Genomic DNA, 18,521 nt, shown 5'->3' with positions numbered 1-18,521 from the left:
CGGCTTTCCCTGCCGGCCCCCTTTTTTAATTGCAACACCCGCAATCAGCGGCTCCTCCAGCGATCAATACGCGTGTCACAAGGATCTCCAGACAACGAAAAGGGAACCTAGTCGTTGCCCTGACGTTTAACGATGAAAAGGGACATGGCTGAATACAGGAGTTAGAACCTTGAAACACCACCTTGCTGCACTCGCCTTGAGCGTGACGCTGGCTATAGGTTCCGCGCTACCCGCCGCCCTGCCCGCAATGGCCGCGCCGCCGAGCAATCCATCCATATCGCGCGCGTCGGATATTATCCTCGTGCAAGAACAAGGCTCGCGCCGATGGCGCGATGACGACCGGCCCCGCTGGCGCGATCGCGATCGCCGTCATTGGCATGGTGATCGCGGCTGGGATCGCCGCCGCCATTGGGATGATAGATGGCGGGACGACCGTCGCTATCATCATCGCCGCCATGGCGGCGTGATATTCGAGATTCGACCCTAGTGCGCTGGCGGCTGCGAGCAGTTGGCATATCGCGACTGATATGCCGGCTGCCAAACTCACGCCAGACGTAGGCAGCGGGTCAGTTCGAGGTATAATGGAAACAATACGGCCGCCACCGGAATTCCGGCGGCGGCCGTATCGCTTAAAGAGGAACCTGCGCCGGTTCCTAGGTCTTTCGATCAGCGGCAGACGCGCACATGGCGCACAACCCAGCGTCCATGAACCTTGCGCTTCACTTTCTTCACATGGCAGTGATGATGATAGTGGTGATGCCGATAATGATGATGCATCGAGGCGGCCTCAGACGGCACGCTGAAGGCAAAGACCGACGCCACAGCTACTGCAGAAGCAAGAATCAGATTTTTCATGTCGAACCTCTAAAGCATTGGGGGACTATGCTGCGCGGATCGCGCATTACGTTCATGCGCCGCATCGCATTAACGACACATGAACATGCTCTCACATTCGCGAGAGCAACCATACCTTGAACTAATTTTTTCAGAAATACCTCATGTATCCGCCCAAGAGCCGCCTCTGCGGGCTCTTGAAAATCACGGATGCTTCATCTTGGCACAATCTCATTAGCCCGCTACCATTCACCATCCCGCACGAAGGGAAGTGCAGTGCAAGATATTGTTATTGCACCGCAAAAAATCGGAATGAGTTATGCATTCGATTTTCGGTCGTCCACCGAACGAAGGGGCAACAGGCGCCGAACACGTTCGTCGCGAAGATAAAGACCAGCCCACGCCATGACGCCGAGCAATAAACTGATAAGTTGTGGAGGCGACCCGATTTCTCCGAGACGGAAATGGGCGCAAATAGCGCCGCCGAAGAAACCGGTCGCGAGGATCGCTCCAAGGACGGCCGTGCGCGGAATTGCGTAAAGAACGACGCAGACGAGGATGATTAGGCCGAGCGGTGTTGCCAACCCTACCGGAAAACCCGTCTCTTCAATCTGCGGCCTGATCCATGCCGGCGCAAACAGATCAACGGCCCCATCCGCCACCAATGCAAGAGTCACAATTGCGCTAAGAACCCATCCCAGCGCCATTCCACCACGAAAGCTCGCATTCTCAGCCATCTTATCCCCCAATGCGCCAGATCTCGCCCACATCCCCCGATTGCCAATCGGAACTGACGCCTGACTGACAAGCGGCGGCAATCTGGCATGAATGAGAAAGACAGGTCAACGACGATAAGGCTATTGAACCAGACGAGCCGCGGCCGAAGTCAGCGCCACGAGGCATGCGCAATAAAACTGCAAAAATGTACTGCTATAAGCCCGGGCGCACTCATCAGCTTTGAGAATTACAGACGCAGGATGCAATCAATCGGGCGGGCTAGCGCCGATATAAGCTTCAATTCTGTAGAAGAAGAGTGGCTCGCCGGGACCGACGAATCGGCGAACTACGAATACGATATTCCCCGCGAATGTGCGCCAGGGCCCTCCGTACGGATTCGCAAACGAGATCGCGACCGTGCAGAGCGTATCAGACTTGCCGGCAGTCCCAAGCCAACATTGAGGGAACGCGCCGTCGCCCTCGCCCGGGAGAAGGGCGAGGTCAGGACTAAGGACCTGACCGACATTGGCGTTCATCGCTGCTATCTTGCCCGCATGTGCGACGAAGGGTTGCTCGTCAAGGTCGCCTACGGGCGCTACCGAGCGGCCATTCCTAATGCGGCTTGAGTTCACGATACGGAGAGGGTCCGCCTGAGCAAGGCATTTTCTTCGAGACTATTCGCGAAGGTTATGTCGGCTTTTTTCCGGGCGGGTCGAATCGAGCTTGCTTCGCGAGGCCACACCTCCAGCGTTACCGGTGCGCGGACTTGGCGACATATCGAGCTCGTCGCGAGAGACAGAATTGGCTATCGCGATAAAGCGCTTCAGGGCGGGATTGGAGTTTGATGGAGACCATACCGCTCGCACGGGCAGGTCACCCTCCGGGCAAAAGATATGTTTAAGCACGACACCGGTCCACCCGAAGCCGGACATAGATCGGCTTGTAATAGTTAAGCCGTAGCCCATTGCCACCAAGCTCATTAGCCCGTCGGTGCCGACATCGTGCACGTCGATTTTGGGATGGAAGTCAGCGCCCGCCAATTGTTGCATTATGCATTCGCCAATCTCCGACCACGATCCGCTGCTGCTTATTATAAAGGTCTCATTCTGAAGATCAGTCCACACAATATCGTCAGTCGTAGAGAGTTTGTGTCTTTCAGGCACAGCAAGAAATAGTTGCTCGAACCACAGCGTTGTCGACTTGTGACCCGAGATGGACTGTCTCCCAAGGACAAAAACGATATCGGCTTTGCGGTTTGTTAAACGCGACAGATTGTCTTGAGTGGTACCTTCAAGCATTCGCACCTTTAGCCTGGGGTGGGTATCTCGAAGCTGCCGAAAAATGCGTTGAAACGGCATCGATTTCAGGATCGTTGGCGTGCCGATCTTTATCTCATCGCCCAAGTTCCGATGAATTGAAAGGGCGGCACCGACCGCATGCTCAATGTGACTGACGCCCGTTGCTGCCTCTCTTAGGAACACGGCGCCGGCCTCGGTAACCCGGACGCCCCGGTGATCTCGCTCGAAAAGGCTAAACCCGATCTTGTGTTCGAGAATTATAATACGTCTGCTTACAGTAGACTGCGAAACTCCAATAACTTGGGCGACTCGTCGAAAGCTACCGTGCTCAGCCGCGATCATAGCGTACCGCAGGTAACGGAAATCGAGAGACATATCGGGCAAGTTCGCGACATCCTTGTACTACTCGCGCTCAGCAGGCGGCACGCTCGTGGCGTACCGTCTGAATTCATGATGATTTCCCAATTGATTTCATCTCACGGCGCGCACTTAGATTGGTGCGCAGAAAAACGATCTTCTGTGCCGGCAACTGATCGTTCCGCGCAGAATTGCGCTCGTCGAGTTCTAGCAAGCGCGACACTGGGCGCCTCAGCGGTCAGTGCGCCGCAAAGTGAAGGGCCGACAGGGCAACACATGACCCTGTCGGCGAGAGGTGAGACCCATTCCGGCGCGGCGCGGATACGATCGACCATGATCGCACCATAGCGCACACCGTTATGGCGATGCTGAACGATCTCTTGGTAGAAAAGGCTGCGATATCAGTTCTTCGTCTGCTCGAAAGATCGCGGTGCGCATCAGTGCTGGATGATGATTTTCCCGAGTGGGCGCCCCTCGAGGAAATGCGTGAACGCAGCTCTAGCGTCCGCAAATGCGAACGTGCTGTCGATGACCGGGTGAATATCGTGTTGCTCAGCCACACGAAGGGCGGCTTCAAGATCGCTGCGACTACCAACTGGGATGCTTTCAAAGCGTGCTAGGCTGAGGAACATCGACATGTAGTCGGTGCCACCTTCCATCCCGCCAAGAATGCCAACCATGGACACCTGGCCGCCAATGGCCACCGCCTTGATCGACTGGGCGATCGTAGTGCCGCCGCCCACCTCAACAATCCGTTCGACGCCGCGACCGCCGGTCAGCGTCCGCGCCTTTTCGCCCCAATTTGGCTCTGCCACATAATCAATTACATGGCTGGCGCCGAGTGCCTTCAGACGCTCGCCATGTTCCGGACGCGATGTGGTGGAGATTACGCGCGCACCCGCCGCCTTGGCGAACTGGATGGCGAACATCGAGACGCTGCCTGTCCCCAGCGTCAGGATCGTATCGCCCGCGCCGATCCCCTTCACGGCTGACCAAGCCGTTGTACCCGCGCAAACGAAGGCGGCGGCTTCTTCGAACGACAGATTACCCGGAATCGGCAGCAACGCCTCTGCATCGATAACCTTGTATTCGGTCAGCCAGCCGTCGCGCTCGACGGTATATTGCTCCGGGGAGAAATTACGTGGGCCGCCCGCCCAATTGAAGAAGAAGGAATTGACGACTCGATCGCCGACCTTAAACCTTCGCACCTCCTCACCCACTGCCACCACTTCGCCGGCGGCATCGGTAAGCGGCACTACATTGCTCTTCACGCCCTGCACCCAACCATTGAGAACGAACCTGTCTCGATAGTTGAAGGTGGTCGCCTTTATACGCACCAGCACTTGGCCCACGCCCGGGGTCGGAACTGCTTCTTCGCGAACCACAAGGCCGTCGAGGCTGCCGGGGGTTTCGATACGATAGACTTTCATTTTGTTCTCCATTCAGATTTTGAACGAAGCTAACAGCCGAAGAGAAGAGCATGAATGGCTAAATGGACGGAATTTATAACCAATCGTCCAGAACTGCGCTTTTTGCCGTTCGCCGGAGGAAAGCCGCAGGCCCAGAAAAACTGAAAACGATTTACGTTCGTGGGCAGGAAGCTTTCCTCTGCGGCCGAGCCATTCCCGTCTCTGCCGACCCCTTCTGCGGAGACCACCTGCGCGCCCTCTTTGAACAAGAGTGCGGACCGGGTTTTCCGTGACGGGTTAAAGGCTGGAGCGATGTCGCCAGCGGCCGTCAATGGGATGACCCATGAGAGGCTTTCTCGTGCTGCCGAGCCGTCGAGGCTGCCGAATGTGTCGAACCGATAAGCATTCACGGGCCCCAATAAGACCTGTGGTTTCTTTGCTTAGGCCATCGCTCATCGGATGATGAATGATTTAATGCCCTGTATTTCTATCCGATCGTCTGGTATGGTCCCTGACATGAGCCCCTTCGACGACATTATCGGCCAGATGCGCGTGCAGAGTTCGGTATATGCATGCTTCAAGTTCCGGGCACCTTGGAGCGTGCATTTCGACACAGGGGACCAGGCCAGGCTCGTCGTGGTCTCGCGCGGCTCGTGCTGGCTGCAATGGGAAGGCGCCAATGAGCCTATTCAGCTCGCGGCGGGGACCTGCCTGATCGTCCAGCCGAAAGTGGCCTTCATTCTGGGTGACGCGCCCAACCGAGAGGCGATGGCCTGCGAGACGCTCTTTCCCGCCCCGGTCTATCCAATCGAATATGGCGGTGAAGGCGAACTGACCGAGATCGTGTCGGGGCGGTTCTCCTTCGATCCCCTGGCGGCGGAGCCCCTGTTCAGTCTGATCCCGCCGCTCGCTGCGTTCGAACTGGCGGAAACCGACGCCGCGCTGATCGGCAATACGCTTCACCTGATGGGAAGCGAGTCGTCACAGGCCGATTACGGTTCCGGTTTCGTCATCGACCAGCTTGCGAACGCCCTTTTCGTGCAGGTGTTGCGTGTCCTCTGCCGCCAGGAGGATCAGAAGACGACATGCTGGCTGGCGGCGCTTGGCGACGAGCGCTTGGCGCGCGTGATCCATGCCGTGCATGCCGATCTAAGCCGGCGCTGGACGGTGGAAGAGATGGCGCGCCAGGCGAACCTGTCGCGCTCCAGCTTTGCGGCGCAGTTCAAGTCGGTCGTCGGCGAGGCACCGCTCGACTACCTGACGGGGTGGCGGATCTATCGTGCCAGGATGCTGCTGGCGACCACCGATCAGAGCCTGATGCACATCGCCAACCTGGTCGGTTACGACAGCGACATCTCGCTCAGCAGGGCGTTCCGGCGCAGAACCGGAATGGCGCCTGGACAATGGCGCCAGAAGGCCAAAGGCAAGCGAAGCGTAGGCGGTACCGAAGAAACCACGCTCGAACCCGCGTAACACGCTTCAGCGCTTACCAATCCTCTACGTCGCCGACAGACCACGTGCCCTTCCGCTTGGTCGCGCATTTTTTGCCGGCATTGCGAGCTACCTCGTTTGCGCGCACATCAACTCAAACGCCGTGCCCGGGAGAAGCCTCGATCTGTCGCCATGAAACGCTGGATCATGGGAACTATCAGTTTGGACGGTTCGGTTACGCCTTGACCCGTCTGGTGAGCAAGTGCCTCGGCGTAGGCGACTAAGTCGCGATGGACAATCGCCGGTAGCTCGAGGGTCACTCTCACCGACTTCTCGTCTTGGATTGCGCCGAGCTTCAGCTTGGTCATCTCACGCTCCGTAGGGTTCGAGGATTAGATCGCGAGTGACGATCACGCGCACGGGAAAGCCCGGACGGATGGTGAGCGTCGGCGCGATGTTGAGCTGGCGGCGAATGATCTGCTGGCCGGCATCGTTGATCGTGTCCTGACCGCCATTCCGGATCGCCTGGATTAGCCGGTCATCGTCATTGGTGGCGAGTTCCGCACCCACGCTGAGCAGCGTCGAGAGGCCGGCGGCTTTCGCCAGATCCCACCAGTGGTAGTCGACGCCGTCCTGAAGACCGGCATAGCCCTCGGCGTCCGCACCCGGCTGGCGCTCGAGCACGATGCTGCGTCCGTTCGGGAAGATCAGGCGGTTCCAGACCAGGAGCACGCGGCTCTGTCCGAATTGGACGTTGGTGTCGTACTGGCCAATGACGCGGGTGCCCTGCGGGATAAGAAGGATGCGGCCGGTCGGGCTGTCATAGATGTTCTCGGTGACTTGTGCCGTGATCTGACCCGGAAGGTCCGAACGGATTCCGGTGATCAGCGCCGCCGAGATGACGGCGCCCGCCTGCAGGATGTTCGGCGATGCCGGTGCGGCGACCCGGTCGGCCGCAACGGTGCGCCGGTCGACCGGAGCGTTGAGGAACGCCTGCTGCCGCTCCTGCGCCGTAGGGGTCGCCGCCGGCGGCGCGAGGCCAAGGCTCGTTAGATCAGGCTGCGCCAGGGTCTGCGTGCTGATCGTCGCTGGCGTCGTGGCGCGCGCCTCCGAGGCCGCAAACAGCCTGCTGGTCCGAGCCGTCTCGATTTCCTGAAGGCGGCGCTGCTCCTCCGGGCTGATGCCCGGCTGCGCAGGCGCGACGCCGGGCGCCGGCACGGGCTGGCCGCGGTTCTGAGCGCTGACGATTGGCCGGCCGAGATCGCCGGGGAGCGGCGGCCCGAGCTGCGGCACGCCGGTATAGTCGCGCGGAAGGCCCTGAAGGCCGTCCGCCGTCGAGCGATTGTCCGTTGAATAGAGTTCCTCGGGCGCCCGTCCGCCGTTGCGGGTCTGGAGTGCGTAGACCAGCGCGCCGCCAAGGCCGAGGCTCGCCACCAGGCCGAGCCCGGCCAGAACCTTGCGCGATAGCCGCGTGACCCGCGGGGCCTCGGCGCGCAGCCGCATCGGCGCGGTCGCCTCCGGCGCCGATTCCGTGAGCGGCGCGGCGGCTTCCTCTTCCTCGTTCCGGTCATCGCTCACGACGCGGGCCTCCCGTCGGTGCGGGTGATCCGGACGCGCTTTTGGGTGTCGCCGGAGCCGAAGCGGAGCTCCGCGGCCGCGAAGAGCCGGTCGACGATCATGTAGTTGCTGCGGACCCGGTAGTTGACGAGTTCGGAGGTGTTGCCTTCGGCGCCGACAACGAACAGCGGCGGCATTTCGCCCTGACCGATGCCTCTCGGGAATTCGATGAAGACCTGCCGGCCGTCGTCATAGGCGCGCAGCGGACGCCACGCAGCGCGGTCGCCCGTCACCTCGTAGCGGAAATTGATGCGCGAGAGATCGACGCCGGTCGCGACTGGCTGGGTCGCCTGCGCTTCGGCGTTTTGGCGACGGAGGGCGATGAGCTGGTCCTGCGGATATTGCCAGGAGACCGAGGCCATATAGGTACGCTCGGTCGAGCGCAGCTCCATGTGATAGGTGCGCAGATTGGTGTTGATGACGAGATTGGTCATCAGATCGGCGCGGGTGGGCTTCACCAGGATGTGGACCTGCAGAGTCGCTCCGGAACCGCTTTGCGTGTCGCCGATGATCCAGCGGACCGTATCGCCGGCCGCCACCGGCCCGGAGCCGACGAGCTGCTCGCCCGGCTGGAGCGCGATGTCGGTTATCTGCCCGACGGCGGTGTAGACCTGATAGAGCGCCCCTTGGGTGAAGGGATAGACCTGCATGGAGTTGATGAAGCCGTCGCGCACCGGCTGGATGCGGGCGGCGGCATTGGCCTGGTTGACGCGAGCCGTCGGATCGACGGGTTCGGGCGCTCGCCGCGATTCCTCGACCGGCTTCATCTGTCCGGGCAGCGGAAGCGGCCTCGGCAACTCGACCACCCTGACCGGCGCCGGCGGATCGACCGTCTGCACGGCGGCAGGCGCGTCGTCGTAGCTGATCTCGGGCGGCCTCTGCGTCGTCGCGCAGCCGGCAAGCGCCGAGGCGGAAAGCAGCAAAGCCGCCAATGTGTGAGTACGGAAAGCCGGTTCTCCGGCTTTACGGAAAATCGGCATCGTCATTGCCCCAGCTCCCGTGACCAAGAAATTGCGTTGACGTAGATCCCCAGCGGATTGGCGCGCAGCCGGTCGGCGTTGCGCGGAATTTGGACGACGATGGTGAGGATCGCCGTCCATCGGGTCGTGTCGGCGAGCTGGCCGTTCTCGTAGTGGCGCTCGGTCCACGCGACGCGGAAGCTGCCCGGCGACGCGCGGATCACGCTCGAGACGTCGACGGCGATCTGCTGGCGGCCAACCTTGGCGAAGGGATCGTTCGCGCGCGCGTAGTCGTTGAGCGCCGCTGCTCCCCGGTCTGTTGTGAAGTCGTAGGCGCGGAGCCAGTTTTGGCGGACGATGATGGCGTCCGCCGGGATCGAACGGACCTGCTCGATGAAGCGCGCGAGGTGGAACGCGATCTGGGGGTCGGTCGGTTGGTAGTCCGCCGTAGCCGGCGCGATCGCCTGGGCCTGGCCGAGCCGGTCGGTCTGAACGACCCAGGGAACGACAGTACCGCGCGCCGATTGCCAGACCAGCGCCGCCGCGAACCCCGCCGACAGGAAGAGGGAGCCGAAGGCCATGTAGCGCCAGTTGCGCGCCTGGACGCGGGCCGAACCGATGCGGTCATCCCAGATCTGCGCGGCGCGCTGATATGGCGTTTCGGGTTCGGGAGCTTTTCCATAGTGGGTCGAGGGTCGTCGAAACATCAGCGGTCACCTTCGGAGAGATTGATGGATGAGCCGCCGCCGTGGCTGTCGCCGCTGCGCACGGCATGGACGGTCGTCGAGACGGCGTGGCTCATCTGTTGGGAGCGCTTCATGCGCCGGGCCCAGGCCGGCGGCTGATCGCCGCCGCGAGCGGCGGAGCCCGGCGCAGCGTCATTCGCTGCTTCGCCGACGGTGCCCATGGTCGAGGACCCGCCCGTCGCCTCGAAGGCGGCGCGGGCTCCGCTCGAGAAGCTGGAGCGCATGCTCGATGACGCACGTTCGGTGGCGCGCCGCAGCGGCGATGTGGCAGCCGAGCCAGCGGCGCGGGCGACCCCGCCCAAACCGCTGGCCACGCCCGAGGCGCCCGTCTGCCCTGCGGCGCCCAGGCTGTATGCAGTCGATGCGCCGCCTGCCAGCGCGGCGCCGCCGCGGGCCGCGGCGGCTGCACCGCCCGCCAATGCCGCGCCGCCAGAGGCGACGGCGCCGACCGTGGCGGCGCCCGCTGCTACCATGCCGCCGGCGGCAAGGCCGGTGCCGACAGCGGCGCCTGCGCCGAGCTGGGGACCGCCGGATACCAAGCCGTTGGCGATGCCAGGACCAAATATGCCGAGGCCGAGCAGCGTCAGCGCCGCAAGCACGATCGCCATGGCCTCGTCGATCGTCGGCGTCCGGCCGCCAAAGCCGGCAGTGAATTCGGAGAAGAGGCTCGACCCGATACCGATGATGACGCCGAGAACCAGCACCTTGATGCCGGAGGAAATCACGTTGCCGAGCACGCGCTCGGCCATGAAAGCGCTCTTTCCGAAGAGGCCGAAAGGGATCAGCACGAAGCCGGCGAGCGTGGTCAGCTTGAATTCGATCAGCGTGACGAAGAGCTGGATCGCGAGGATGAAGAAGGCGAGCAGCACCAGCGCCCAAGCGAGGAACATGCATGCGATCTGGATGAAGTTTTCGAAGAAACTCCAGTAACCCATGAGATCGGATATGGAATCGAGTAGCGGCCGGCCGGCATCGAGCCCCGTCTGCGCGACGCGGCCGGGACGCATCATGTCGGCGACAGTGAAGCCGGTGCCGGACGCCTTCAGCCCGAGCCCGGCGAAGCTCTCGAAGATGATCCGCGCCAGGTTGTTCCAGTTGCCGATCAGGTAGGCGAACACGCCGACGAACAGGGTCTTCTTGACCAGGCGCGCCATGATGTCGTCGTCGGCGCCCCAGCTCCAGAACAGCGCGGCGAGCGTCACGTCGATCACGATCAGCGTGGTGGCGATGAAGGCCACTTCGCCGCTGAGGAGGCCGAAGCCGCTATCGATGTAGCGGGTGAAAACCTCCAGGAAATGGTCGATGACGCCTGTGCCGCCCATGGTCTCAACGCGCCTCGTTCGTATGGGACTCGATCGCCGGCGCGGTCTCGTTGACCGCGGGGTCGCGCGGGGCCAGAGGGTTCTGCGGCAGGCCCTGCGGACCTGGCGCTTGCGGTGCCGGCTGCGGCTGCAAGGCCTGCGAGGGTTTCAGGAAGCGGTCGCGGTTGTCTGCCCAGGCCTGAAGGCAGGCTGGATCACGGGTCCCGGCTTCCCCGAGCTGCTGGCAGCGCCGCAGCTCGGCTTTGAGCGGGTCGACGCCCGTCTCGGCCGCCGCGGCGACGCTGCGATACAGCGGCGGTTCGTCCTTGCGGGAGAGTTCGATGGCCGTCGCCGTGATCGCGAAGGTCACGAAACCGATGGCGCCAATACGCGCGAGCAACTTACCGTCCATCGCCGCGCCCTCAGTTGCTGCCTGGGAACATCTGCGCGTTGCCGGGCTGATATCCGACGCCCGGCGTCAGGAAGCGGCGGCGCTGCTCGCGGCCCTGTTCGGCCGCCGCCGACCGCTCGGCCTCGGCGAGCGCCTGGGCTCGGCCGTTGGCGGAGACGACGGCGGTGAGGTCGGCGAGCTGCTGGGCCTGGAGCGCGAGGAGCTGGTTGCCGGCCTGCGTCGCCTGCAAGGCTCCGGTGGCGCCTTGGCTCTGCCCGACCAGCGCCGACATCTGGGTCCGGTTGGTGTCGATGTTGCCGACGACGCCGGCCTGCACGCGCATCGCGTCCTGCAGGCCCGAGACGGTGTTGTTCCAGCGCTCTTTCGCCTGAGCGACGAGCTGCTGATCGGACGCGCTCATTGAGGCGCTGCCAGCGGCGTAATTTGTCTGGAACGCCCGGTCGATGTTCTGGACGTTGTACGCGATGCCCTGCGCTTGCTGAAGGAGCTGCTGGGTCCGCTGCACGGACTGCTGAAGCTGTTGAAGCGACGAGAATGGGAGGCTGGCGAGGTTTCGCGCCTGATTGATCAGGGACTGCGCCTCGTTCTGCAGAGAAGTGATCTGATTGTTGATCTGCTGCAACGCGCGAGCCGCCTGCAGCACGTTTTGCGCATAGTTGGTTGGGTCGTAGACGATGATGGCTTGGGCAGGCGTCGCGAAAACTGGCGCGAGCGCGGCGGGAGCGGCGAGCAGTGCAGCAGCGACACGCGCGGCGCGGTAACGGCGCAGTTTCATGATGGTTTCTCCAGGTTGGTGAGGTTGGGAATGAGGTCGGCTGCCCAATCGACGCCGCGATGTCGCAGCCACGCCGCGAGGAAGCCCTCGCGTCCGTGCTCGGTGACGATGCGGTCGATGGCGGCTTGGTCGGTCTTGGAAGACGCCGCGCAGAGCGCGAGCGCGACGTCGGCGAGGCCCAGCTCGAACAGCCGGTTGCCGCGACGGCTCTGGCAGTAATAGTCCCGCTTGGGCATGGCCCTTGCGAGGATCTCGATCTGCCGATCGTTGAGGCCGAAGCGGCGGTAGATCGCAGTGATCTGCGGCTCGATCGCCCGTTCGTTCGGCAGCAGCAGCCGGGTCTGGCAGCTCTCGATGATGGCGGGCGCGATCGCCGATCCGTCGATGTCGGACAGCGACTGGGTAGCGAAGACGACGCTGGCGTTCTTCTTGCGCAGCGTCTTCAGCCACTCGCGGAGCTGGCCGGCGAAGCCTTCGTCGTCGAGGGCAAGCCAGCCTTCGTCGACTATGATCAGCGTCGGCTCACCGTTCAGGCGGTCCTCGATGCGGTGGAAGAGATAGGAGAGCACCGCCGGAGCCGCAGCCGTCCCGATCAAGCCTTCTGTCTCGAAGGCCTGGACGGTGGCGATGCCGAGATGCTCGCTCTCGGCATCGAGCAGGCGGCCATAGGGTCCACCGACGCAGTATGGACGCAGTGCCTGCTTCAGGTCGTTGGACTGCAGCAGCACCGACAAGCCGGTCATGGTCCGCTCGGCCGCGGGCGCGCTCGCCAGCGACGACAGCGCCGTCCAGATCAGCTCCTTGACGTCAGGTGTGACCTGGATGGTCTCCCGCATCAGGATGGCGACGATCCAGTCGGCGGCCCAGGCACGCTCTGCCGCCTCGTCGATCCGGGAGAGCGGCTGTAGCGCGACGCTTTCGGCGGAGCCCTCGGTCAGGCCGCCGCCGAGATCGTGCCAGTCGCCGCCCATGGCGATGGCGGCGGCGCGGATCGAGCCGCCGAAGTCGAAGGCAAAGACCTGGGCTTGGGCGTAGCGGCGGAACTGTAGCGCCATCAGCGCCAGCAGCACCGATTTGCCCGCGCCGGTCGGTCCGACCACCAGCGTGTGACCGACGTCGCCGACATGGATGGAGAACCGGAACGGGGTGGACCCTTCGGTCTTGCCGTACAGCAAGGGGGGCGCACCAAAGTGCTCATCCCGTTCCGGCCCCGCCCACACGGCGCTTAGGGGGATCATGTGGGCGAGATTGAGCGTCGAGATCGGCGGCTGACGGACATTGGCGTAGACGTGACCGGGCAGCGACCCGAGCCAAGCGTCGGCCGCGTTGATCGTTTCGGGCATCGCGGTGAAGTCGCGGCCCTGGATCACCTTCTCGACGAGACGGAGCTTCTCGGCCGCGACGCGGGGATCGTTATCCCAGACGGCGATCGTGGCGGTGACGTAGGCCTGTCCGGCATAGTCGGCGCCGAGTTCCTGCAGCGCCAGATCCGCATCGGCGGCCTTGTTGGCGGCGTCGGTGTCGACCAGCGCGCTCGCCTCGTTGGTCATCACCTCCTTGAGGATCGCGGCGATCGACTTGCGCTTGGCGAACCACTGCCGGCGGATCTTGGTCAGAAGCTTGGTGGCGTCGGTCTTGTCGAGCAGGATCGCCCGCGTCGACCAGCGATACGGAAAGGCGAGCCGGTTGAGATCGTCGAGGATGCCGGGCGTCGTCGCGGTCGGAAATCCGACGATGGTCAGGATGCGCAGATGCGCGTCGGCAAGGCGCGGCTCCAGCCCGCCGGTGAGCGGCTGATCGGCCACCAACGCGTCGAGATACATCGGCGTCTCGGGAACGCGCACGCGATAGCGCTTCGTCGAGACGGTCGAGTGCAGATAGGTCAGGGTCTCGACATCATCGAGCCACGCGCATTCCGGCATGAAGGCTTCGACGAGCTGCAGGATGCGGTCGGTGCGATCGACGAAGCCGCGAAGAGCTTCCCACGCATCGACACCGCGCTCGGCCTTGCCTTCGTAAAGCCAGCTCTCGGCGCGCGCGGCATCCTCGGCCGGCGGCAGGAAGGTGAAGGTCAGGAAGTAGCTCGACTCGTAGTGGACGGCGTCCTCTTCGAAGTCGGCCTTGCGCTCGGCATCGACCATAGCCGAGGCGGCGTCGGGAAACCGGCTCGCCGGATAGGCGTCGACGGCGTGACGTTGCGCCTCGACGAAGACCGCCCAGCCACTGCCGAGACGGCGGAAGGCGCTGTTGAGGCGGCCCGCCACGGCGACCAGTTCGGCCTGGACTGCGGAATCGAGATCGGGGCCGCGGAAGCGCGCGCTGCGCTGGAAGCTGCCATCCTTATTCAGAACGACGCCGGGAGCGACCAGCGCCGCCCAGGGCAGGAAATCCGCGAGCCGGGTCGAGGTGCGGCGATATTCGGCGAGGTTCATCATGGCGCGCCTCAGACGTTCAGGTGACCGGGAATGCGGAGGTGCCGGCGACCAACGTCGACGAATTGTGGGTCGCGCTTGGCCGCCCAGACGGCGGCGAAATGGCCGATGGCCCAGAGACCGAGGCCGACCAGCCAGAGGCGAAGGCCAAGACCGAGAGCGGCGGCGAGCGTGCCGTTGAGGATGGCGAGCGCCCGAGGCGCCCCGCCGAGCAGGATGTGCTCGGTCAAGGCCCGGTGGACCGGGACGCTGTAACCCGGCACGTCGCCGCCGCTCTCGATCAGGCCCGCCATTAGACGAGCGCTCCGCCGCCGAACGAGAAGAACGACAGGAAGAAGCTCGATGCGGCGAAGGCGATCGACAGGCCGAAGACGATCTGAATCAGGCGGCGGAAGCCGCCCGAGGTGTCGCCGAACGCGAGCGTCAGGCCAGTGACGATGATGATGATCACGGCGATGATCTTGGCGACCGGCCCCTCGATGGATTCGAGGATCGATTGCAGCGGCGCTTCCCACGGCATCGAGGAGCCGGAAGCGTGGGCGGCCGGGGCGAGCAGGACACTGGCCAGGAGGACGGATGCGGCTGTCGCCACATGGCGACGAAAATGCAGGGCACGGCGGATCATGCGGGTTCTCCTTCGGGGGGCTGGGTTGCGGGGCGGACGCGGTAGTCGCCATCGGGCGTGAGCCCATCGACGCGACCGAGTTCGGCCAGGCGCCGGGTCGCACCGCGCCCGGAGAGGACCGCGATGAGATCGATCGTCTCGGCAATCAGCGCGCGCGGGACGGTGACGACGGCTTCCTGGATGAGCTGCTCGAGGCGGCGGAGCGCGCCGAGCGCAGTGCCGGCATGGATGGTGCCGATCCCTCCGGGGTGGCCGGTGCCCCAGGCCTTGAGCAGGTCGAGCGCCTCGGCGCCGCGTACCTCGCCGATCGGAATGCGGTCGGGCCGAAGGCGCAGCGAGGAACGGACAAGATCGGACAGCGTGGCGACGCCATCCTTAGTCCGCATGGCGACCAGGTTGGGCGCCGCGCATTGCAGCTCGCGGGTGTCCTCGATCAGGACGATACGGTCGGAGGTCTTCGACACCTCGGCGAGCAGCGCGTTGGTCAGCGTCGTCTTGCCGGTGGAGGTGCCGCCGGCCACGAGGATGTTGCGGCGATCGGCGACGGCCTGTCGCAGGATCTCGGCCTGCTCAGCGGTCATGGTGCCGGCGGCGACATAGTCCTGCAGCGTAAAGACGGCGACCGCCGGCTTGCGGATCGCGAAGGCCGGCGCCGCGACCACGGGCGGCAGCAGGCCCTCAAACCGCTCGCCTGTTTCCGGCAGTTCGGCGGAGACACGCGGATTGCCGGCGTGGACCTCGGCGCCGACATGGTGCGCGACCAGGCGCACGATGCGCTCGCCGTCGGCCGGCGAGAGCCGCTCGCCCGTGTCGGAGAGTCCCTCGGCAAGCCGGTCGATCCAGAGACGGCCGTCGGGGTTGAGCATCACCTCGACGACGCTGACGTCTCCAAGGAAACCGGCTATGGCGGGGCCGAGTGCGGTCCGCAGCATGCGGGCCCCGCGAAGTATTGCCTCAGATTTCTCGGAAGAAGCGGCCACGTCATCCCCGTTCTTTGCGGGACCGCGTCAGGCCGCCCCTGGATCGGGGATGATTAAGAGAACCGGAAATCGGCCCTCGGCAACAGGTGTCAGGGCGTAGTAGTAGCGTGGCGTAGAAAGACAGGTGTTCGGCGGGATCGACGAATACTTGAGTTGCCGTATTCGATGCTTATCACGCGTCGCGCGCGGACTCGATGTCCTCGGAAATCTCCTGCCGCAGCTTCGGGCCCTTGGCCAGACGCCGGCCGAGCGCGGCGACGAACGAGTCGTAGCGTTCGCCCGCCTGGGCGCGCGCAGCGGCCTGTGCCGGCTCGGGCAATGGCGGGTTCGTAGTGAGCCAGAAGCGCACGAAGACGGCGAGCATCTCGACCGAGATGCCGAGATCGCGCTCCATGCGCGTCATGCGCCGGTCGAGCTGGTCGAGGCGTTTGGTGGTGGCCGCCTCCTGCCGCTCGGCCGCGTCGGGCGACAGGAAGGATGCGATCGCGGCCTCGGCAATCAGCGAGCGGGACTGGTCCCGGCGCGCGGCATGGGCCGCGAGCGCCTTCATCACCTCGGGTTCGAGATAGACGGACAGGCGTTGCTTCTTCGGCGGTTTCGACATCGGCCCCTCACAGGTCCATGCCGTCATTGGGATCGAGCGAGACCTGACGCGCGACACCCTGCATGATCTGGTTGGTGCGGCTGATGCGGGCGGCGTCGTCATCGACATCGTCATCGAAGCCGCCGTCGAACTCGTTCTCGATCGGCGCCTTCTTCTCGACCGGCTCGGCACGCTCCAGTTCGGGCTGGTGCCGGCGCTCCGAGCCAGTCGGATCTTCGTCGCCGGCCTCGGCCGCGGCTGCGCCTTGGGCGATGAGCGCGTCTGGTCGAGCGGGAAGCGGCAACCGGCTCCAGTCGTCGGCGCTCGGCTGCGCCAGCCTGGTCAGCGCCGGCGGCGGCATGATCCGCTCCTTGAAACGCCGGTCCTCGAAATAGCGGGCCTTCTTCGCGCGGATCGGTGGCGTGCCGGCGACCATGACGATCTCGTCAGTCGGCGGGAGCTGCATGATCTCGCCGGGCGTCATGAGCGGCCTGGCGGTCTCCGAGCGCGACACCATCAGATGGCCGAGCCAGGGAGACAGCCGGTGGCCGGCATAGTTGCGCATGGCGCGCATCTCGGTTGCGGTGCCGAGCGCGTCCGACACGCGCTTGGCGGTGCGTTCGTCATTGGTCGCGAAGCTGACCCGGACGTGGCAGTTGTCGAGGATCGAGTTGTTCGGGCCGTAGGCCTTCTCGATCTGGTTCAGCGACTGCGCGATCAGGAAGCTCTTCAGGCCGTAGCCGGCCATAAAGGCGAGCGCGGATTCGAAGAAGTCGAGCCGGCCGAGCGCCGGGAATTCGTCGAGCATGAGGAGCAGCCGATGGCGGTTGCCCTTCGCCTGCAGGTCCTCGGTCAGACGCCGCCCGATCTGGTTGAGGATGAGTCGGATGAGCGGCTTGGTCCGGGCGATGTCGGATGGCGGCACGACCAGGTAGAGGCTGGTCGGATGGCGGGCGCCGACGATGTCGGCGATGCGCCAGTCGCAGCGTCGCGTCACCTCCGCGACGACGGGATCGCGATAGAGGCCGAGGAACGACATCGCGGTCGAAAGCACACCCGACCGTTCGTTGTCGGATTTGTTGAGCAGCTCGCGCGCGGCCGAGGCGATGACGGGATGCGGACCGGCGTCGCCGAGATGCGAGGTCTTCATCATCGCCGCGAGCGTCGACTCGATCGGCCGCTTCGGATCGGAGAGGAAGGCGGCGACGCCGGCGAGCGTCTTGTCCTCCCCGGCGTAAAGAACATGGAGGATGGCGCCGACCAGCAGCGCGTGACTGGTTTTCTCCCAGTGGTTCCGTTTCTCCAGCGATCCTTCCGGGTCGACCAGGATGTCGGCGATGTTCTGCACGTCGCGGACTTCCCACTCTCCGCGACGCACCTCGAGCAATGGGTTGTAGGCGGCCGACTTCACATTGGTCGGATCGAACAGCAGTACCCGGCCATGGCGGGCGCGGAAGCCGGCGGTCAGCGTCCAATTCTCGCCCTTGATGTCGTGGACGATGGCGCTGCCCGGCCATGTCAGCAACGACGGCACGACCAGGCCGACGCCTTTGCCCGAGCGCGTCGGCGCGAAGCAAAGCACATGCTCGGGCCCGTCATGCCGGAGATAGTGGTGGTCGTATTTTCCGAGCACCACGCCATCTTCACCGAGCAGGCTCGCGGCGCGCACCTCGTCGGGGCGCGCCCAGCGCGCCGAGCCGAAGGTTTCGGCGTTCTTCGCCTCACGGGCGCGCCACACCGACATGCCGATGGCGACGGCGATCGACACGAAGCCGCCGGACGCAGCGATATAGGCACCCTCGACGAAGATCGGCGGTGCATAGGCGTCGTAGAAGTACCACCATGGGAAGAAGGACCAGGGATAGTAGATCGGCCAGTGGCCGAGCATGAACCAGGGCGGCCCGAGCTGCGGCTGGAAGCCGAGCTTCCAGGCCGTCCATTGCGTGGCGGCCCAGGTCGTCAGGATAACGATGGTGAAGACGGTGAGGATCTGTCCCCAAAGGATCTTGGTGGCTGACATGGCGGGGTCCTTTCGAGCGGGATGG

20 protein-coding genes are annotated in these 18,521 nt (G+C 64.1%); 3 read left to right on the top strand and 17 right to left on the bottom strand.

The genetic code is table 11. From position 1 onward, the window contains the following. Positions 1-332 precede the first annotated feature (332 nt). Complete coding sequence (locus AC13RM_RS08355) at positions 333-467, top strand: hypothetical protein (protein WP_285172779.1); 135 nt, start codon at positions 333-335, stop codon at positions 465-467. A 199-nt stretch (positions 468-666) separates the two neighbouring features. On the opposite strand, the gene AC13RM_RS08350 is transcribed toward AC13RM_RS08355, so the two are convergent. Both AC13RM_RS08350 and AC13RM_RS08345 read right to left on the bottom strand, forming a co-directional pair. Next, positions 667-855, bottom strand: a complete 189-nt coding sequence (locus AC13RM_RS08350) for a hypothetical protein (protein ID WP_374816992.1) — start codon at positions 853-855, stop codon at positions 667-669. A 296-nt stretch (positions 856-1,151) separates the two neighbouring features. After that, entirely contained in the window at positions 1,152-1,571 is a 420-nt protein-coding gene (locus AC13RM_RS08345; protein ID WP_113233471.1) for a DoxX family protein, read from the bottom strand. An 87-nt stretch (positions 1,572-1,658) separates the two neighbouring features. Here AC13RM_RS08345 and AC13RM_RS08340 point away from each other — a divergent pair, with 87 nt between their 5' ends. Then, positions 1,659-2,177, top strand: a complete 519-nt coding sequence (locus AC13RM_RS08340) for a type IV toxin-antitoxin system AbiEi family antitoxin domain-containing protein (RefSeq protein WP_488554811.1) — start codon at positions 1,659-1,661, stop codon at positions 2,175-2,177. Between the two features lie 48 nt (positions 2,178-2,225). On the opposite strand, the gene AC13RM_RS08335 is transcribed toward AC13RM_RS08340, so the two are convergent. Both AC13RM_RS08335 and AC13RM_RS08330 read right to left on the bottom strand, forming a co-directional pair. Then, positions 2,226-3,224: a LysR family transcriptional regulator gene (locus AC13RM_RS08335; RefSeq protein ID WP_488554830.1), complete on the bottom strand. Its 999-nt coding sequence runs from the start codon at positions 3,222-3,224 to the stop codon at positions 2,226-2,228. Positions 3,225-3,643: 419 nt separating this feature from the next. Then, positions 3,644-4,636 carry a zinc-dependent alcohol dehydrogenase family protein gene (locus AC13RM_RS08330; RefSeq protein WP_488554810.1) on the bottom strand — a complete coding sequence of 331 codons (993 nt, stop codon included), beginning with the start codon at positions 4,634-4,636 and terminating at the stop codon, positions 3,644-3,646. A 495-nt stretch (positions 4,637-5,131) separates the two neighbouring features. Here AC13RM_RS08330 and AC13RM_RS08325 point away from each other — a divergent pair, with 495 nt between their 5' ends. Then, complete coding sequence (locus tag AC13RM_RS08325) at positions 5,132-6,088, top strand: cupin domain-containing protein (protein WP_488554809.1); 957 nt, start codon at positions 5,132-5,134, stop codon at positions 6,086-6,088. 107 nt (positions 6,089-6,195) lie between these two features. Here the strand turns inward: AC13RM_RS08325 and AC13RM_RS08320 are convergent, their stop codons facing one another. The 13 genes from AC13RM_RS08320 to AC13RM_RS08260 all read right to left on the bottom strand — a co-directional run bounded on the left by AC13RM_RS08320 (position 6,196) and on the right by AC13RM_RS08260 (position 18,496). Beyond that, on the bottom strand, positions 6,196-6,414 hold the full coding sequence (locus AC13RM_RS08320; RefSeq protein WP_488554808.1) for a DUF2274 domain-containing protein: 219 nt from the start codon (positions 6,412-6,414) through the stop codon (positions 6,196-6,198). Between the two features lies 1 nt (position 6,415). Beyond that, the gene (locus AC13RM_RS08315) at positions 6,416-7,624 is read right to left on the bottom strand and encodes a TraB/TrbI/VirB10 family type IV secretion system protein (RefSeq protein WP_488554807.1); all 1,209 of its coding nucleotides are present in this window, start codon (positions 7,622-7,624) and stop codon (positions 6,416-6,418) included. Beyond that, positions 7,621-8,643, bottom strand: a complete 1,023-nt coding sequence (gene trbG / locus AC13RM_RS08310) for a P-type conjugative transfer protein TrbG (RefSeq protein WP_488554829.1) — start codon at positions 8,641-8,643, stop codon at positions 7,621-7,623. The genes AC13RM_RS08315 and trbG overlap by 4 nt, the downstream gene beginning before the upstream one ends. 2 nt (positions 8,644-8,645) lie before the next feature. After that, on the bottom strand, positions 8,646-9,329 hold the full coding sequence (gene trbF / locus AC13RM_RS08305; RefSeq protein ID WP_488554806.1) for a conjugal transfer protein TrbF: 684 nt from the start codon (positions 9,327-9,329) through the stop codon (positions 8,646-8,648). Next, positions 9,329-10,690: a P-type conjugative transfer protein TrbL gene (trbL, locus tag AC13RM_RS08300; RefSeq protein ID WP_488554805.1), complete on the bottom strand. Its 1,362-nt coding sequence runs from the start codon at positions 10,688-10,690 to the stop codon at positions 9,329-9,331. Before trbL ends, trbF begins: the two co-directional genes overlap by 1 nt. A 4-nt stretch (positions 10,691-10,694) precedes the next feature. Further along, positions 10,695-11,081: a putative entry exclusion protein TrbK-alt gene (trbK-alt, locus tag AC13RM_RS08295; RefSeq protein ID WP_488554804.1), complete on the bottom strand. Its 387-nt coding sequence runs from the start codon at positions 11,079-11,081 to the stop codon at positions 10,695-10,697. A gap of 10 nt (positions 11,082-11,091) precedes the next feature. Next, on the bottom strand, positions 11,092-11,856 hold the full coding sequence (trbJ, locus tag AC13RM_RS08290; protein ID WP_488554803.1) for a P-type conjugative transfer protein TrbJ: 765 nt from the start codon (positions 11,854-11,856) through the stop codon (positions 11,092-11,094). Then, complete coding sequence (gene trbE, locus AC13RM_RS08285) at positions 11,853-14,291, bottom strand: conjugal transfer protein TrbE (protein WP_488554802.1); 2,439 nt, start codon at positions 14,289-14,291, stop codon at positions 11,853-11,855. Before trbE ends, trbJ begins: the two co-directional genes overlap by 4 nt. A gap of 8 nt (positions 14,292-14,299) precedes the next feature. Then, positions 14,300-14,581, bottom strand: coding sequence for a VirB3 family type IV secretion system protein (locus tag AC13RM_RS08280; RefSeq protein ID WP_065654630.1), 282 nt, complete (start codon positions 14,579-14,581; stop codon positions 14,300-14,302). After that, entirely contained in the window at positions 14,581-14,913 is a 333-nt protein-coding gene (locus AC13RM_RS08275) for a TrbC/VirB2 family type IV secretion system protein (protein ID WP_028745376.1), read from the bottom strand. Before AC13RM_RS08275 ends, AC13RM_RS08280 begins: the two co-directional genes overlap by 1 nt. Next, positions 14,910-15,845, bottom strand: a complete 936-nt coding sequence (trbB, locus tag AC13RM_RS08270; RefSeq protein ID WP_488554801.1) for a P-type conjugative transfer ATPase TrbB — start codon at positions 15,843-15,845, stop codon at positions 14,910-14,912. The genes AC13RM_RS08275 and trbB overlap by 4 nt, the downstream gene beginning before the upstream one ends. Positions 15,846-16,065: 220 nt before the next feature. Beyond that, complete coding sequence (locus AC13RM_RS08265; protein ID WP_488554800.1) at positions 16,066-16,497, bottom strand: ribbon-helix-helix protein, CopG family; 432 nt, start codon at positions 16,495-16,497, stop codon at positions 16,066-16,068. A gap of 7 nt (positions 16,498-16,504) precedes the next feature. Then, positions 16,505-18,496 carry a conjugal transfer protein TraG gene (locus AC13RM_RS08260; RefSeq protein ID WP_488554799.1) on the bottom strand — a complete coding sequence of 664 codons (1,992 nt, stop codon included), beginning with the start codon at positions 18,494-18,496 and terminating at the stop codon, positions 16,505-16,507. Between the last annotated feature and the right edge of the window lie 25 nt (positions 18,497-18,521).

This window comes from Martinezella sp. CNPSo 3732, assembly GCF_057784515.1.
The sequence above is the reverse complement of the archived record's forward strand: the minus strand, read 5'-3'. Positions and strand labels throughout refer to the sequence as shown.